The sequence below is a fragment of the Massilia aquatica genome (genome assembly GCF_011682045.1).
Taxonomy (GTDB): domain Bacteria; phylum Pseudomonadota; class Gammaproteobacteria; order Burkholderiales; family Burkholderiaceae_D; genus Telluria_A; species Telluria_A aquatica.
Genome location: NZ_VVIW01000002.1, coordinates 195,344 through 210,224 on the forward strand (window position 1 = coordinate 195,344; position 14,881 = coordinate 210,224).

At 65.4% G+C, this 14,881-nt stretch carries 13 protein-coding genes; 2 read left to right on the top strand and 11 right to left on the bottom strand.

Going from position 1 to position 14,881, the window contains the following annotated elements:
* Nucleotides 1-60: 60 nt before the first annotated feature.
* Both F1609_RS35015 and F1609_RS03925 read left to right on the top strand, forming a co-directional pair.
* Complete coding sequence (locus F1609_RS35015; protein ID WP_167074904.1) at nucleotides 61-2,370, top strand: right-handed parallel beta-helix repeat-containing protein; 2,310 nt, start codon at nucleotides 61-63, stop codon at nucleotides 2,368-2,370.
* 54 nt (nucleotides 2,371-2,424) lie between these two features.
* On the top strand, nucleotides 2,425-3,138 hold the full coding sequence (locus F1609_RS03925; protein ID WP_167074905.1) for a class I SAM-dependent methyltransferase: 714 nt from the start codon (nucleotides 2,425-2,427) through the stop codon (nucleotides 3,136-3,138).
* 137 nt (nucleotides 3,139-3,275) lie between these two features.
* Here the strand turns inward: F1609_RS03925 and F1609_RS03930 are convergent, their stop codons facing one another.
* From F1609_RS03930 to F1609_RS03980, 11 genes are all read right to left on the bottom strand, one after another.
* A complete protein-coding gene (locus F1609_RS03930; RefSeq protein ID WP_167074907.1) occupies nucleotides 3,276-4,409 on the bottom strand; it encodes an acyltransferase family protein in 1,134 nt (377 codons plus the stop codon).
* Nucleotides 4,410-4,505: 96 nt separating this feature from the next.
* Nucleotides 4,506-5,099, bottom strand: a complete 594-nt coding sequence (locus F1609_RS03935; protein WP_167074909.1) for a hypothetical protein — start codon at nucleotides 5,097-5,099, stop codon at nucleotides 4,506-4,508.
* Nucleotides 5,100-5,109: 10 nt separating this feature from the next.
* Nucleotides 5,110-5,700: a sugar transferase gene (locus F1609_RS03940; protein ID WP_167074911.1), complete on the bottom strand. Its 591-nt coding sequence runs from the start codon at nucleotides 5,698-5,700 to the stop codon at nucleotides 5,110-5,112.
* Complete coding sequence (locus F1609_RS03945; RefSeq protein WP_167074913.1) at nucleotides 5,697-6,917, bottom strand: DegT/DnrJ/EryC1/StrS family aminotransferase; 1,221 nt, start codon at nucleotides 6,915-6,917, stop codon at nucleotides 5,697-5,699. The genes F1609_RS03940 and F1609_RS03945 overlap by 4 nt, the downstream gene beginning before the upstream one ends.
* Nucleotides 6,918-7,188: 271 nt before the next feature.
* Nucleotides 7,189-8,418, bottom strand: coding sequence for a glycosyltransferase family 4 protein (locus F1609_RS03950; RefSeq protein WP_167074915.1), 1,230 nt, complete (start codon nucleotides 8,416-8,418; stop codon nucleotides 7,189-7,191).
* A 28-nt stretch (nucleotides 8,419-8,446) separates the two neighbouring features.
* Nucleotides 8,447-9,220 (bottom strand): polysaccharide deacetylase family protein, encoded by a 774-nt coding sequence (locus F1609_RS03955; protein WP_167074917.1) that lies wholly within the window; start codon nucleotides 9,218-9,220, stop codon nucleotides 8,447-8,449.
* Nucleotides 9,217-9,921 carry a hypothetical protein gene (locus tag F1609_RS03960; protein ID WP_167074919.1) on the bottom strand — a complete coding sequence of 235 codons (705 nt, stop codon included), beginning with the start codon at nucleotides 9,919-9,921 and terminating at the stop codon, nucleotides 9,217-9,219. Before F1609_RS03960 ends, F1609_RS03955 begins: the two co-directional genes overlap by 4 nt.
* A gap of 258 nt (nucleotides 9,922-10,179) precedes the next feature.
* Nucleotides 10,180-11,316: a glycosyltransferase family 4 protein gene (locus tag F1609_RS03965; protein WP_167074921.1), complete on the bottom strand. Its 1,137-nt coding sequence runs from the start codon at nucleotides 11,314-11,316 to the stop codon at nucleotides 10,180-10,182.
* On the bottom strand, nucleotides 11,222-12,487 hold the full coding sequence (locus F1609_RS03970) for an O-antigen ligase family protein (protein WP_167074923.1): 1,266 nt from the start codon (nucleotides 12,485-12,487) through the stop codon (nucleotides 11,222-11,224). Before F1609_RS03970 ends, F1609_RS03965 begins: the two co-directional genes overlap by 95 nt.
* Complete coding sequence (locus F1609_RS03975) at nucleotides 12,484-13,734, bottom strand: oligosaccharide flippase family protein (RefSeq protein WP_167074925.1); 1,251 nt, start codon at nucleotides 13,732-13,734, stop codon at nucleotides 12,484-12,486. Before F1609_RS03975 ends, F1609_RS03970 begins: the two co-directional genes overlap by 4 nt.
* A gap of 13 nt (nucleotides 13,735-13,747) precedes the next feature.
* Nucleotides 13,748-14,863 (bottom strand): DegT/DnrJ/EryC1/StrS family aminotransferase, encoded by a 1,116-nt coding sequence (locus F1609_RS03980; protein ID WP_167074927.1) that lies wholly within the window; start codon nucleotides 14,861-14,863, stop codon nucleotides 13,748-13,750.
* Nucleotides 14,864-14,881 lie beyond the last annotated feature (18 nt).

Genomic DNA, 14,881 nt, shown 5'->3' on the forward strand with positions numbered 1-14,881 from the left:
CCTAATCATTTGATATAGATCAAACCTTGCTCATTTACTTGATTGAGCGAGGAACTTTTGATGAACAAGCTATCCAGTTTTGCGTCGGATTTCCGCTTTAACGCGCGCATTTGCGGCGGCATCGCCGTGTTGCTGTCCGCTTGCGGTGGCAGTACCAGCAGCAATGGCGGCAATCCGACAGCGGCGCCGCAGTTCGCGGCCGTCACCTACAACGGAACATTCGCGCCGCTCGACTTGTATGTGTCCCCCTCGGGCGCCGATACCAATGCGGGCACGCAGGCGGCGCCCTTCAGGACCATTGCCCGCGCGGCCCAGGCGGCAACGCCGGGCACCACCATCCGCGTGCTGCCGGGCGCCTATGCCGGCGGCTTTCGCACCACCGCCAGCGGTACGGCCGAAGCGCGGATCCGCTATGTGTCGGAAGTGAAGTGGGGTGCAAAGATCGTGCCGCCCGCCAATTCCGCCACTGCGCTGGGCTGGGATAATCGCGGCAGCTACGTGGAGATCGACGGTTTCGAGGTCGACGGCAGCACCGTCCAGGCCGGCACCAGATGGCTGACCGGCCTGTACACCGCCGGCTCCTTCAGCACGGTGCGCAACAACCACGTGCATCACATCGCCCGCACGGTGCCATGCGCCGCCAGCGGCGGCGGCATCGGCTCGGACAGTTACTACAAGGGCAGCGCGAACGACGTCAGCGCGAACGTCGTGCACGACGTCGGGCCGGCCAGCTGCGCCAACTATCTCGGCATCTACGTCAATACCGCAGGCAGCCGGGTCGACAACAACCTGGTGTATGCGGTCAGCGACGCCGGCATCCGCTTGTGGCACGACGCGACCAACGTCGTGGTGGTCAACAACACGGTGTTCAACGCCGCCACCGGGATCGTGGTCAGCGGCGACGGTGGTTACAACGGCAGCGTGCCGAATGACAACACGCGGGTCAGCAACAACATTCTTTACGATAACGCCCGCTACGGCGTGCAGGAAGTCGGCTCCACGGGCCTCAACAACCGCTACAGCAACAATCTGATTTTCGGCAATGGCACGCCCTTCATGCTGAACAACGGTTTGCAGCCGGTCGGCACGGTGGCGGCCGAACCGCAGTTCGTCAACTACGTGCGCGCCGGTGGCGGCGACTACCGCCCGGCGAGCACCTCGCCAGCCAACGCCGCGGCACTGCCGGCGGATGCGCCCGCCACAGACCTCGACGGCAAGCCACGGACGGCTGAAACCGGCTTCGACATCGGCGCCTATCAGCATGCGGGTAGCACGCCCACGCCAACGCCGACGCCAACGCCAACGCCGGAGCCGCCCATCCCGGCGACGACCTACAACTTCTTCGTGACGCCGAATGGCTCCGATACGGCCGCCGGCACCAAGTCGGCACCGTTCAAGACGATTGCACGGGCCTCGCGCGCCGCCTTTCCGAGCACCACGATCCACGTGGCGGAAGGCACGTATCCGGGCGGCTTCAAGACAACCGTCAGCGGCACTGCGGCTGGCCGCATTTATTATGTGTCCAGCACGAAATGGGGAGCGAAAATCGTACCGCCGGCCAGCTCATCGAACGACACCGCATGGGACAACCGTGGAAACTATACCGACATCATCGGCTTCCATATCGACGGCACCGCCTCGCAGGCCGGTACCAAATGGACGCACGGCATCTACAACGGTGGCTCCTACGACATGATTCGCGGTAACTGGGTGCACCATATCGCCAAAAACGTCCCGTGCACCAGCGCGGGCGGTTCCGCCATGGGCGTGGACAGCTACTATCGCGGCATCAAATCCGACGTTGTCGGCAATCTTGTTCATGATATTGGACCGGTGGGCTGCCGCTTCGTTCAAGGTATTTACGTGAGCACCTCGGGCACGGTGAAAAATAATGTGGTGTACCGCGTTGCCGAAGGAGGAATCCACCTCTGGCACGATGCCAACAATGTGATCATCACCAACAATACGGTCACGGCATCGCACACCGGCATCATTGTCGGCGGCGGCGACTACTATCACACCACCGGCCCGAACAACGACACCATCGTTGCCAACAACATCGTGTATGACAACGCGATGGGGATTTCGGAGCAGGGCCAGACCGGCACGCGCAACCGCTACACCAACAACCTGGTATTCCAGAACCCGACCTACAACTTCAGCCTGAAGAACGGCCTGACGCACAGTGGGACGGTGAGTGCCGATCCGCAATTCGTTTCCTACACGCGCACCGGAACGCCGGACCTGCACCTGCGCCCGACCTCCCCGGCAATCGGAAAAGGGACGCCGACCAATGCCCCGCCCGTCGATTTCGACAATCGGCCGCGTAATGCGACCACGGGCTATGACATGGGCGCATACCAGCATTGAGTGCTTGTGGGCAGTGTCAAGGAAAGCCCATGCCATGCTGGTTAAGATGATGGCATGGGCTTACTTGACGAACATAGCATCGAACAGGAACGCATCCGTTCCGTTTACGGCGCCTGGCTGGCGGAGGAGCGGATCGCCGCGTACGCCTGGCACCGGCCGGAGGTGATGGAGCAGGACGCGGCACGCTCGCGGGTTGCCGGCGGCCTGCTGGCGCAGACGCTCGGCGCCGAGCTGGGCAAGCTGCGCGTGGTCGATGTCGGCTGCGGCTCGGGCGGTTTCCTGCGCCAGCTGGTCGACTGGGGCGCCGATCCCTGCCGGCTGGCGGGTACCGAATACCAGGAACAGCGGCTGGTGCTGGCGCGCATGCGCAGTGCGCCGGGGATCCGCTGGCACTTGGGCGACCTCGACTTTGCCGCACCGGGCAGCTTCGACCTGGTGGTGGCCAACACCGTCTTTTCATCGATCCTTGGCGCCGATGCGCGGGCGGCGCTGGCGCAAGACATGTGGCGCAGCGCCGCGCCGGGCGGCTGGTGCATGCTGTTCGACTTCCGCTACAACAACCCGCGCAATCCGAACGTGCGCCGCGTCACGCGTGGCGAGTTGCGCAAGATGTGGCCGGCGGCGGAGAGCCGCTACCGCACCTTGCTGCTGGCGCCGCCCATTGCGCGGCGGCTCGGTGGCGCGCCGCGCATCCTGTCCGAGCTGCTGGTGACGTTCGCGCCGCCGTTGCGCTCGCACTTTATCTATATGGCGCGCAAGCCTGGCTGAGCAGCGCCGGATCCGCCCGGCGCGCTCGGACCGCCCATCACTTTCCCCTCCGGCCACCACCGTAGAACCACCATCGCACCCGCCTGCGCGGGTGGGACGGGGCCGGTGCGCTGGTGGTAGCGGCGGCCGCCCGTCGTTCAGCGCTTGGCAGGCGCCGAGCGCGGCGCCATGTCTGGCCGGCCCATCAACAATTGCCTGGCCCAGCGCCGCACCGCGTATGTGCGCGCTTCGAACAGCAGATAGAAGCCATACGCGCATACCATCACCATCGCCAGCATGCCCAGGTAGATTCCCAGGTCGCCCAGGCTGTCGGCGGAGAACTGCCGGCGTCCGAACAAGGTCATGCCGAGGTAGCCCATGATGCCCAGCAGCGGAATATGCACCACGTACAGCGTGAACGAAAAATTCGAGAAGAACACCGCCACGCGCCGCAATGGCGCAATAAACCGCTGGTCCGCCGGCAAGGGATTCACCGTGCTCGACAAAAACAGCAGGAACAGCACACTCAGCAACAGGTCTTGCGGAAACGAGGCAAGCACCATGTCATCATTGCTACCTTTTAAACGGAACACCACCGACGCAATCGCCAGCACCACCAGCAGCAGCGCCCGCAAAGGCATGCCGCATTCCACGCGCACGCGCGAGAACGCCGCGCCAAGCAGCCAGATCGTGAAGTACAGCACCATGTCGAACGGCAGCAGCATGCCAATCAGCAGCAGCACGAGCGCCGCCAGCACCCGCCGCGTGCCGCTCCCCGCCGCCACGCACATGACCAGCAAGGGAAACATCACGTAGTACCACGTCTCGTTGGACAGGCTCCAGAGCGGGAAGTTCGCGCCGAATTCCGGCACGGCGATGGTTTGCAGGCCGAACAGGTTGCCGATCAGCGCCGTGAACGAATAATCGTTGGTGCGCGAAAAGTCGGGCGTGTGCGGATCGATCACGCCGCTGACGATGCCGGTCGCCAGGATCAGCACGAAGGTCGGCAGCAGCACCGTCCACAGGCGCGTCACGCGGTCGATCGCATACATCTTGATGGCCTGCGGCTGACCCAGCTTGTTGAGCAGGCTGCCGCCCACCAGCCAGCCGCTGATCAGGAAAAACACCACGACGGCCTGGTGCGCAAAACCGGTCAGGAACGCCAACGCCTGGTACCACAAGGCGGGATCTTCAAGCGTGCGCAGACCCGGGAAAAATCCGGCGCGCAAGTGGGCGGCGGCCACCTCGATGGCAGCCAGGCCGCGCAGCAAGGAAATAAGCAGGGAGTGCAAGGAGTCTTCCCCCAGCTGGCTTTCTCTCAGAAAGCGAATGCTGGGCATCGGATGTGGGTTCATGATGCGTTTTCCCATGATGTATAGGTTATCGGTCTACAAAGGGTAGACGTGGGTGTTGCCAGTAAGCAGGCGTGCGGCGCGGATCATCCAGTAGCCGAGGTGCGCCCACTTCATCAGCCAGGCCGCCGTGCACAGCGCCAGCATGCCCGGCAGCAGGCCTTTGAGTGGCAAGGCGGGCATGCCGGCGGCCCCCAGCCGGATGCTGCCGAGACAGACCGCCGCGCCCAGCAGGCAGCCGGCCAGCGCCTCCGCCACGCTGTGCTGGTCAGCCGCCACCAGCAGCGCGCCGATCAGTGCGCCCGTGCCGAGGCCGATCCGCAGCGCGCGCGCCCGCCAGCCATCGGCGCGGCCATGCGCGAGCATCCAGAACAGCATCGGCCACACGGCGCTTGAACCGGCCGCGTGTCCACTGAGCGCCTTGTAGCCGAGCCACGGCACGCCGCCGCCCCAGCCGAGAAAGACGATCTTGCTCACGCCCACCAAGGCCAGTCCGGCGCCCAGCAGCAGGCCCCACCAGAGCGCCAGGCGCCATGCGCGCGCCGCCAGCATCCACGCCAGCAGGGCCAGGCCAAGCGGCATCGTCACGCGCGGGTCGCCCAGGTGCAGGAGGAAGGTCAGCGCGCTCATGGCCGGCTCGTCAGCGCAGCAGCGCGGCCAGCGTGCTGAAAATGATGCGCAGGTCGGTCCAGAAACCGCGCTCGCGCACATAGCGCACGTTGTAGGCGAGCTTGGCGGGCAGGATCGTCTCCAGGTAGGTCCGTTCGGGATCGAGGCTGCGTCCGAGGATGGCGTTCTCGTCCTTGTAGCAGATCGAGGCCCAGTCGGTAATGCCGGGTGCTACCGAGAGCACGATGCTGCGCACCTCGGGTGGATAGCTGGCAACGTAGCGCGGCACTTCGGGGCGCGGTCCAACCAGGCTCATGCTGCCCTGGACCACGTTGATCAGCTGCGGCAACTCGTCGATCTTGTAGTGCCGCAGGAACCTGCCGACCCGCGTGATGCGCGCATCGGCGCCGACGGTGAGCTGGGCGCCGTCGCCCTTGTCCACGCGCATGGTGCGGAACTTGATGATGTTGAACGGCACGCCGTGACGGCCGATGCGCTGTTGACGGAACCAAGCCGGCCCTGGCGAGTCCAATCGAATGCAGAGGGCGACGATGGCCAGCAGCGGCGCCAGCACCAGCAGCCCGGCCAGTGCCGCTGTCAGGTCGAAGAGGCGTTTGATCATGTCAGCAGCTCGCGCAGCTTATCGATGATGCGCTGCTGGTCGGCATCGCTCATGCGGGTGTACAGGGGCAGCGACAGCATGCAGGCAAAGCTGGCCTCGGCCACCGGGAACTGTTCCGGACCGAGGCGGCAGCTGTCGCGCCAGAATGGATGGCGGTGCAGGGGAATGAAGTGCACGCTGGTGCCGATGCCGCCCTCGGCCAGGCGCGCGATCAGTTCGTCGCGGCCCAGCCTGGCGCCGGCGTGCAGCCGCACCACGTACAGGTGCCAGGCATGGCTGCTGCCGGGCGCGGGCGCAGGGGGCAGGCGCAGCGGCAAGCCTTGCAGGCCGCTGTTGTAGGCGTGCGCCAACTGCTCGCGGCGCACAAGAAAGCGGTCGATCTTGCGCAGCTGTTCGATGCCCATGGCGGAGGCCAGGTCGGTCAGGTTGTATTTGTAGCCGGCCGCGACCACGTCGTAGAACCAGGCCGGGGTGCGCGAGGTGTAGCGCTCGAAGGCGTCCTGGCTGATGCCATGGATGCGCATCAGGCGCACGCGGCGCGCCACGCTGGCGTCGCGCGTGACCACCATGCCGCCTTCGCCGGTGGTCATGGTCTTGTTGGCATAGAAGCTGAATACGGTGGCGTCGCTGGCCAGCGTGCCGACCAGGCGGCCTTTGTACAGGGTGGGGAAAGCGTGCGCGGCGTCTTCCACGACTTTCAGGCCGTAGGCGGCGGCCAGGGCCAGGATGCCGTCCATGTCGCAGGCCAGGCCGGCGTAGTGCACGGGAATGATGGCGCGGGTGCGCGGTCCGATGGCGGCCTCGACGGCGGTCAGGGACAGGTTCAGGGTATCCGGGTCGGCGTCCACCAGGATCGGGTGCGCGCCGAGGTAACGCACCACCTCGGCAGTGGCGGTGAAGGTGAGGGTCGGCACGATGACTTCGTCGCCGGGGCCGATGCCGAGCGCTTCCAGCGCCAGGTGCAGGCCGGCGGTGGCGGAGTTGACGGAGATGGCTTCCACCTTGCCGCCGAGATAGGCGGCGAAGGCGTGCTCGAACTGGCGCGTGCGCGGGCCGGTGGTGACCCAGCCCGAGCGCAGGCAGTCGACCACGGCGGCGATTTCTTCATCGCCGATGTCGGGCAGGGCAAACGGCAGAAAGGGAGGTGTAAGCGGAGGTGCAAGCGGAGGTGAATCGGGCGCGGCCGCATCCGTTTTGGGTGTCAGGTTGTCAGGCATGATCAAGGCTCCATGAGTTTTGGGGGGGCGGCGCGGCTGCGCCGCACGCGGATGTGTTGTTCGGCCGACAGTGAGGCCTCGCCTGCAAGAGCGCCTTGCGCTTGAGGTCGCCGTGCCGCAGCCCGGTGCGCCGCTGTATCGATGCGTTGCATGGCCGCCGTCGCCACGCCCACGGACCGCTTCGCCGCCTGGCGCGCTTGCCTTGACATGGCGCCCGCGCTTGCGGTCGATGCGCCAGCACGTGGCGGCTGTTGGAAGCAGGCGGCGTTCATCATGCGCACGCCTGCAAGAAGCGCCGCGCCAGCACCGGGTAGCTCAGGTTGGCCATGGCGTAGGCGCGTCCGCGTTCGCCGGCGGCGGCGCGTTCCTGCCGGTCGAGCGTGAACATGGCCAGCAAGCCGTGTGCCACCGCGACCGGGTCCTGCGGCGCCACGGTCAGGCCGCAAGCGGCGTCGGCGACCGGGTCGTTGCCGGCTTCGACCGAATGCAGGATGGGGCGGCCGGCCATCATGTAGTCGATCAGCTTGTTGGGGGCGATGCCGTAGCGGTACAGGCGCTGGCGCTGCCAGCCGATGTAGGCCACGTCGAAATACGCCAGCAGGGCCGGCACCTCCCGCTTGGGCACCGGGTCCAGGAAATGCACATTGCGCAGGCCGCGCTGCATGGCCAGTTGCACCAGGCGTGGCTTGTCGGGCCCGCCGCCGGCCAGCACGAAGGCGATGCGCTGGTCGGCCATGAGGCGGGCGGCGTCGAGCAGGGTATCGAGCGCGTTGGCCAGGCCGTGGGTGCCGGCGTAGCCGACGATGAACTTGCCGTCGCGGCGCAATGCGGCCAGGCGCGCGCCGGCGATGCCGCCGAGCGCGGGCGGCGCGGCCAGCCATTCGGCCGGGTCGGCGCCGTTGGGCACGATGTGCAGCTTGTGCGGCGCCATGCCGTGCGCTTCGAGGTGGTCGCGCACCTTGGGCAAAATCGACACGATGGCGCAGGCGTTGCGGCAGGCGTAGTTTTCGGCCGCCTGCAGCAGCATGATGAAGGGATGCCAGCGCGAATAGCCGCCCAGCTCGATCGGCGAGAGCGGCCACAGGTCGTGCAGTTCGAACAGCAGGCGCGCGCCAGCGAAGCGGGCGATGCGGTGCGCCGGCCAGATGTCGAGCGGGTAGGTGCTCGAGGCGATGACGACGTCTGGTGCGAACTCGGCGGCGAGGCGGCGCGCGTGCAGGTGCAGGTGCGTGACGAACGCGAGCATGTTGGCCACGCGCGCCGCGCCGTTGCCGCGGTAGGCCGGCGTGGCCACCCAGCGGTAGCCGACGCCGTCGACGGTGTCGTCGAGCTGGTTCTGGCCGTGCAGTTGCGGGGCCTGGGCCCGGATGTGCGATTGCGACGAGGCGATGATGCGCACCCGGTGCCCGAGGCGCACCCATTCGCGCGCCAGGTAGAAAGGGCGGTATTCCATGCCGTGCTTGAGCGAGCCGGCGTAGTGATTGATGAGGAGAATGTTCATCGTCCAGGCTCCCGCAGGCGTGGTGCGCTTACCATGTCAGCCCCTCGATCAGGCGGCGCAGGTTGCAGCGCGTGTTTTCGCGCCAGTTGGTTTCCCACTGAACCGGATGGGTCAGCAGGCAGATGCTGTGGTAGCGCCCCAGCGCCGCATGCGGACTGAGCGGGTGGTACAGCAGCGGCGGTGGGCGGTCGCTGATATACAGGTCGAACTTGTCGAGCAGGGCGCTGTCATACGTTTCACAGGCGATGCCGCAGCGCGCGCGCAGGCTGCTGTCGGCCAGGATTTCGTTGTTGATCAGCTTGAGCTTGCGGTTGGCAAAGTCGCCATGGCTGGCCACCGTGCTGATCTTGCTGCCGAGGCCATCTTCGATGCGGCGCAGGTTGGCGGCGAACTCTTCACGGATGGCGGGCAGGTGGCGCCGCACTTCCGCCGCATCGTGCAGGTGGTGGCGCTTGGCGAAGCTGGCGATTTCCTCGAAGTGGTAGCTCGCTTCGCTGCCGTAGTCTTCGATGTCGCGCATCAGGCCGAAGTCGAGCGTCGACAGGCGGAAATAAAAGCTCGAGCGCACTCCGCGCCGCACTTCGCGCGCGAACAGTTTGGCCGTGGTGCGCAGGTCGCTGTCGATGTCGTGCCGGTGCACGATGGTGGGCGCTCGTGTGCCCGGCGGCGGCGGGCGCAGGAATTCGCGCACCGATACCTGTGCGTAGCCGCGCTCGGTTGCTTCGCGCAGCAGGGCCTCGTACTCGGGCAGGCGCGAGGGCATCAGGTAATCGCTGTAGAGGCGTCGGAACAGGGTGTTCATCGGAGGTGGTAGCGCGCGCGATAGGGGGTGAAGCCGAGCATGGTCTTGAACTGGCGCAGCCCGGGCAAGGCGCCGAAGTAGGTGTCGTACATCAGGTAGCGCGTCAGGCCCTGCTCGATCAGGCCGGCGGCAATATCGCCGACGAGCAAGTGCATGATGCCGTCGTTGTTGCGGTAGCCCATCAATTGTTCGAAGGCATGGAAGTTGCCGTAATGGCCGACATTGGCGTAGGCGACCAGTTGGTCGTCCGGGCTCAGCACGCCGTAGTAGGTGAAGTTGGCCAGCTTGTCGAAGCATTGCTTCTTTTCCAGGTATTTCTGGTCCATGGCGCGGCCCTGGCGCGCCTCGACCGAGGTATTGATGTCGAAGATGGCGTCGATGTAGTCGTTGCGCTCGATTTCGGCCAGCCGGTAGCCGCGCGCGCGGGCCCGTTTGATGTGGTGCGCGCCGCAGTTGCGGCCCTTGATGCTGTCGAGGTAGTCGCCGCGGTTGCGGAAGCGTTGCAGGTCGATCAGGGCGGCGCCCCAGCTTTTATGCTGGATGATTTTGTATTGCGGGTGGCGCTTGGTGTAATAGCGGTAGGTCGAGCGCACATTCACGGGTGCGATGGCTTCGTCGAAATACAAATCGGCCAGCGGCAGCCGCAGCAATTGCTTGACGGTGGCAAGGTGGTCCGAGACGGTGGCGAGTAAGGTAGTCATTGCAGTTCATCGCGGCGGTAACCGCCTTTTCTTGTTGGTCGGGAGTTGGCTGTCCGGACGTGTTAATCGAATGAGGGTCGCGTGCATGGGTGCCTGCACGATCGCGGTCAAAAAACCGCTCGGGTTTTTCTTACTGTAGCCAGACGCCGCAATGGCGTGTTTGAAGTGGCGTAAGTCGAAGCGGCCTGAGCGGCCTTGTTTGTGATCGCTCAGCGCATCGGCGTTTATTCATGTCGGTGAAGATACGAATGCACGAATTCATGTGGCGGCGCGGCGCGGATTGCCCATCGACGCGTGCAATTGGCGATACAGTCCGATGAGTTTTTCGGCTTCGGTCGGCCAGTTGTAGTTGTCGATCACGGCACGCCGTCCGTTGCGTCCCATGCGCTGGGCAATCTGCGGATTGCGCACGAAATAATCGATGGCGGCGGCAATGGCGGCCGGATCGCGCGGATCGACGCACACGCCGCATTGGTGGTTTTGAATAATCCCGCGCCACAGGGGAATATCGGAGGCGATGACGGGAATGCCGGCCGCCATGTATTCGAACATCTTGACCGGGAGCGCGTCGAGATAATTCGGTTCCGGATGCAGGGTGACCAGGCCGGCCAGGGCCCGGGCCATGACGGTGCGCACGCCGTCGCGGTCCAGGTGGCCGCGGCGGTTCAGGCGTTGCCAGCCGGGCTGCGCGCTCAGGGCGTTTTCGAGCTTGACCTCCGAAAAGCGCCCGGCCACGGTGATGCGCGCGGGCGACTGCAGCAACTGCGCCGCCGCGACCAGCTCGCCGATGCCGCGCATGGCCGACAGGCTGCCGACGTAGCACACTTCCTGCCGCTTCCCGCTCCAGGGCGCCTCGGCATCGAATTCGCCGGGCACCGGGTAGTTGTTGACATCGATGCTGTTCGGATTGATCTGCAAGAATTTGTCGCGGATAAACGGCGTCGCGGCAACGATGGCGTCGAACTGGCGGCAGGCATGGCGCTGGTAGGCGGCGCTGGCGCGTGAGAGCAGGCTGCGCAGGCCGGGCGTGAGGTAGGGCTTGCCCAGCAACTGCAGCGGCAAGTCTTCATGGGCGTCGAAAATCACGGTCTTGCCGAGGCGCTTGAGGGCCAGGCCGGCGGGCATCAGTTCCGGATCGTGCAGATGGTAAATGTCGGCATCGATCTGGCGCGCGCGCCGCAGCACGCGCCGGGTGCTGCCCAGCATGCGCGCCAGCCGGCCCGGGATGTGGCCGACGTCGGTGATGTGGACGCCGCTGTCGCGTTCGTCCCCCAGGCCGTCGGCCACGACCAGCGTGACCTTATATCCTTGCCGTACCAGCGCCCGGCATTGCTTGACGAAGATGCGGGTGTCGTGGCGCGGATGGGCCGATGTCAGATGTGCGATGGTGAGCATGTGTCATTCCATACCGGTAGGAGGAAAAGGCCGCCATGGTGGCGCCGATGAGCATGTCGGTAAAATAATGCGATGTAATCAGCAGCAGCACGGTGATGCAGCACAGCGAAAACGCCAGGATGAATTCACCCGAGCGCTCGCGCGCGAAGTAGCCCTTGAAAAACAGGGGAACCGCCGGCACGATCAGGATGCCGAGCACAAACAGGAATCCGAAAATGCCGGTATCGACCCAGGCCGAGAGCACATTGTGCGAATACATGCCGGGCGAATAGCTGGCGTAATCGCCAAAGACGGGAAACTGTGCAATCGAATTGAGCGCATAGGTGCTCAGGTGATGGCGGGTATTGGCAGATGTCGAATGGGACAGGTCGAGCAGTTCGAGCACCCGGTTGCTCGGTAGCGCGGACAAGATTTGCGCCAGATTCGAATATATCATCAGTACCAGGAACAGCAACACGGTCGCCATCAGCACTTTGTGGCGGGTGAAATACAGCTCGATGATGGGAATCATGAACAGCATGGCGGCAAATTCGCTGCGCGCGGTATTGATGAACAGGGTGGACGCGGCCAGGCAAGACAGCGGCACGCGCAGCGATAGCGCGCGGGTGCAGGCAATCGCCACCGCAAAGGTAAACAGATACGAGCGCGAGAACCCCTGGTACGAAGCCAGGCTCTCGGGATTCCTGGCGTTGCCCAGCGGCGCCAGGTAGAACGCGCCGTCGACCGCATACGCGAACACGATGGCCGACATGGCCAGCAGGCTGCCCAGCGCCATCAGGCGAAAACGCCGCTCGCCGGGGGCGCTCATGCGAAAGACAAAGAATACATTCAGCATGAACATGATCCCCAGCAGATGATTCGTGACAATCGCCAGCTTTGCGCCGGCGATGGCATTGATGCCAACGATCAGCGCAAAGTAGGCCAGGTACAGGAAAAACGCCACGTCGGTCTTGCCCAGGTAATTGCGGTCTTGCCGGACTTTGCCTGCGTAGAAGAAAAATAGCAGCGGCAGGAGCAGCAGCGATACCGGCGCGAAATAGCCGCCCAGCACGGCCGGGATTTTCCCCAGTCCCAGCGCGGTGTGATAGAAGAAGAATCCGGGAAACAGGGCGAAAAAGCCGAGCATGCCGACCCATTGCTCGCGGCCGCCGCAGCGTGCGATCGGGTTCATGCGGCCACCATGCGGTTTTGAGAGCACTGGTACGACATGTGCAGATAGACAAGGTAGAGCAGCGAATACCCGATCGCGTACCACAGCACGCTCAGTTGCAAGGTGCCGGGCGCGAGGAACACCGACAAGGTCATCACGAACAGCGCCACCTGCCACAGCAGGTCGACCTTTTGCTTGCCGGCGACAAAGAACACATAGCTGAGCGGGCTGGCGATGAAATTGAGGAAGTACAGGGGCGCGAGGATTTGCGCCAGCTCGCCCGCGGCGCGCCAGTTCTCGCCGAAAGCAAAGGCGAACAGGTCCGGCGAAAACAGCAGCAGCACCAGTGACGGGCCGATGCCGAGCAAGACCAGCGCCTTGAAGGTGTAGCGATAGGCGTCGCGGCAATTGCCCTGGGTCTGGAAATCGTGCACCGACTGGCGCTTGAACACTTCCAGCACCGACGAGGCCAGCAGGGCGATCGGCGCGCCCAGCACGCGCTGGGTGAGGGCGAACAGGCCGGCGGCCATGGCGCCATGGCGCGCGCCGATCATCAGCAGCGGCAACTGGCTGACGATGACGTTGAGCAGGTTCGAGGGCAGCGAGAAGCGCCAGAACTTGTCGTGGCGGCGCAGGTAGGCGCGCTGGCGGGCGTGCGGCAGCCAGCCGGGCCATGCCAGCGGCGGGGCCAGCAGCAGCGTGGCGGCCAGCAGCCCGACCGCCAGTCCGACCAGCTGGCCGGCGACCAGGGCGACGCCGCCCATGCCCAGCGCCAGCAGTCCCACTTGCGCGGCGGCGATGCTGCCTGCGCTCCACACCCGCGCGCGGGCCGCCTTGCCGAAGGCGTTGTGCGAGGTGGCGTAGGCCAGGGTGGTTTGCATCCAGGCGGTCATGAAGGTGGCGACGCCGAGCGTCAGCAGCGCCGGCCACGACAATTGCGCGGCGAAGGGCAGCCCGGACAGGCGCGCCAGCACCGCCGCCGCGGTCATCAACACGGCAGTGATGCTGGCGCTGTAGGCCACCACCGAAAAACAGGTGCGCTGCGATGCGCGGTCGTGGTCGAGGATCATGGCCGCTTCCAGGCGCAAGGTGGCGCCGATGGCGGCCACCGCCACCATGCCCAGCCAGACGCTGAAGGCGCCCACCTCGGCCGGCGTGCACAGGCGCGTGATGAGCGGCGCGGCCAGCAGCGGCAGGGCTTGCGCCCCGAGCGCGCCGCCGAGCACGGTCATCACGTTGCGCCAGTAAGCCGGTAGCCGTGCTGTCATGGCGCCGCTCCCCTCAAGCCTTGGGACACGAAGCGGGTGCCGCGCCTGCCGCGCCGAGCAGCACCGCGCACACCCTGGCGATGCTGGCGTCGTCCAGATACGGCCCCATCGGCAGGCTGAGCACCCTGGCGGCCATGGCGCTCGCCACCGGCGCACTGCGCGCATCGCTCCAGCGCGCATAGGCCGGCTGCATGTGCATCGGCACCGGATAGTGCACGGCGGTCGGAATGCCGGCTGCCTGCAGGGCGGCGCGCACCTGCTCGCGCTGTTCCACCACCACCGTGTATTGCGCGAACACACTGCTGCGGTCGCGCGGACGGGCCACCATGCCGATTTTGCCGGACAGCAGGGCGTCGTAGCTGGCGGCGGCGCGCACGCGCTCGTTGAGTTCCCACTCGAAGTAGTCGAGCTTGGCCAGCACGATCGCGCATTGCAAGGTGTCCATCCGGCCACCGACGCCGATGCGGGTGTGCACATAGCGGCGCGACTGGCCATGCACGCGGATTTCGCGCATGGCGCTGGCCAGCTGGTCGTCGCTGGTGAAGATGGCGCCGCCGTCGCCGTAACAGCCGAGCGGCTTGCTGGGGAAGAAACTGGTGCAGCCGATGGTCGACAGATTGCAGCTGCGCTTGCCGCCGTAGGTGGCGCCGAAGCTCTGGGCGGCATCTTCGATCACGGGCAGTTTATGGCGCCAGGCAATCGCATTGATGGCTTCCATGTCGGCCGGCTGGCCGTACAGCGACACCGGCATGATCGCCCTGGTGCGTTCGGTAATCCTTGCTTCGATGAGGGTGGGATCGATATTGCAGGTGGCCGGGTCGATATCGACGAACACGGGCGTTGCACCCAGCAGCACGATGGCTTCGGCCGTGGCGATGAAGGAAAACGGCGTGGTGATGACGTCGTCGCCCGGTCCAATCCCGAGCGCCATCAGCGATATCAGCAGCGCTTCGGTGCCGGACGCGACCGTAATGCAGTGGCGCGCCCCGCTGAACGCGGCCAGGCGTGCTTCCAGTTCCTCCACTTCCGGTCCCATGATGTACTGGCCGTGGTCGAGCACGGCCTGGATGCGGGCGTTGATGTTGTCGCGGCCCACCTGGTATTGCGCTTTGAGGTCGATGAATTCCATGATGAGAGGTCCGATCGC

Bases quoted from the DNA above. Each gene is read 5' to 3' on its own strand.
- F1609_RS35015 (WP_167074904.1), top strand. From the start codon at position 61: ATGAACAAGCTATCCAGTTTTGCGTCGGATTTCCGCTTTAACGCGCGC.
- F1609_RS03955 (WP_167074917.1), bottom strand. From the start codon at position 9,220: ATGAACACCCTGTTCCGACGCCTCTACAGCGATTACCTGATGCCCTCG.
- F1609_RS03950 (WP_167074915.1), bottom strand. From the start codon at position 8,418: ATGAACATTCTCCTCATCAATCACTACGCCGGCTCGCTCAAGCACGGC.
- F1609_RS03935 (WP_167074909.1), bottom strand. From the start codon at position 5,099: ATGAGCGCGCTGACCTTCCTCCTGCACCTGGGCGACCCGCGCGTGACG.
- F1609_RS03970 (WP_167074923.1), bottom strand. From the start codon at position 12,487: ATGAACCCGATCGCACGCTGCGGCGGCCGCGAGCAATGGGTCGGCATG.
- F1609_RS03980 (WP_167074927.1), bottom strand. From the start codon at position 14,863: ATGGAATTCATCGACCTCAAAGCGCAATACCAGGTGGGCCGCGACAAC.
- F1609_RS03960 (WP_167074919.1), bottom strand. From the start codon at position 9,921: ATGACTACCTTACTCGCCACCGTCTCGGACCACCTTGCCACCGTCAAG.
- F1609_RS03975 (WP_167074925.1), bottom strand. From the start codon at position 13,734: ATGACAGCACGGCTACCGGCTTACTGGCGCAACGTGATGACCGTGCTC.
- F1609_RS03965 (WP_167074921.1), bottom strand. From the start codon at position 11,316: ATGCTCACCATCGCACATCTGACATCGGCCCATCCGCGCCACGACACC.
- F1609_RS03925 (WP_167074905.1), top strand. From the start codon at position 2,425: ATGGGCTTACTTGACGAACATAGCATCGAACAGGAACGCATCCGTTCC.
- F1609_RS03940 (WP_167074911.1), bottom strand. From the start codon at position 5,700: ATGATCAAACGCCTCTTCGACCTGACAGCGGCACTGGCCGGGCTGCTG.
- F1609_RS03945 (WP_167074913.1), bottom strand. From the start codon at position 6,917: ATGCCTGACAACCTGACACCCAAAACGGATGCGGCCGCGCCCGATTCA.